Source organism: Polaromonas sp. P3_C2 (assembly GCF_056402675.1).
Window position 1 is genome coordinate 1 of record NZ_JBFUGX010001042.1, and the last position, 991, is coordinate 991.

The following is a 991-nucleotide window of genomic DNA, read 5'->3' on the forward strand; positions in this document are numbered from 1 at the left end:
GTTAAAAACGTCACAAAGTGAGTGTGTTTTTAGGAAAGTCGCGCAAGTTTTTGATATTGCGTGACTTTTTCTATTWGTATACACTCCAGCCATCCCATTCATTGCAATCCCACGCAGGCAAGACCACCATGTCTCATCAGATTTTCAATCGCGCATTAAAAATCGTTGGATTCATGGCCCTGATCGCCGCCTTTGCAGTGCCAGCCGCGAATGCGGCAACCGCCAAAAAAACCATTGTCAAAAAGCAGCACGCCTCGTCCAAGGCGTCGGTTTCCCAAAAAGTTATTTCCACACGCAAGAGCGTACGTTTTGTTGCAGGTACAAAACGCAGAAGCATCATCCGCGTGTCCATTCCGGCCAAACCATCCTTCGGTCAGATTGCCGGTTTGCACGGTTCGCAAGATCCCCTTGAACTGAAGTCCAGCGTCGCGCTGGTGATCGACCAGGACACACGTGAAGTGCTGTTCAGCAAAAACGATCACGCTGTGTTGCCGATCGCATCCCTMACCAAATTGATGACCGGCGTCATCGTCAGCGGCGCCAAGCTGCCCATGGATGAGCTCATCACCATCACGCAAGACGACGTGGACACCGAAAAGGGCAGCAGTTCACGCCTGAAGGTCGGCACCACGCTCACGCGTGGTGAGCTGCTCCACCTGGCCCTGATGTCCAGCGAGAACCGCGCAGCGCACGCCCTGGGCCGTACCTATCCCGGTGGCATGGGCACGTTTGTCAACCTGATGAACGCCAAGGCAAAAATGCTGGGCATGACGGACACCAGCTATGTGGAGCCCACCGGCCTTTCAAGCCGCAACCAGTCCAGTGCGCAGGATCTGGCGACGCTGGTCAACGCAGCACATGGCGACCCCATGTTGCGTGAGCTCTCCACATCGACGGGTTATCAAGTTGCAGTCGGCACCCGCACGCTGCAGTACAACAATACAAATCGCCTGGTGAAAAACCCCGACTGGGATATCGGCCTGCAAAAAAC

1 protein-coding gene is annotated in these 991 nt (G+C 54.7%); it reads left to right on the forward strand.

The window, feature by feature from the left end:
• Positions 1-128: 128 nt before the first annotated feature.
• Positions 129-991, forward strand: an 863-nt coding sequence (locus tag AC1DWI_RS24430; protein WP_477726080.1) for a serine hydrolase, incomplete at its 3' end; no start/stop codon positions are given.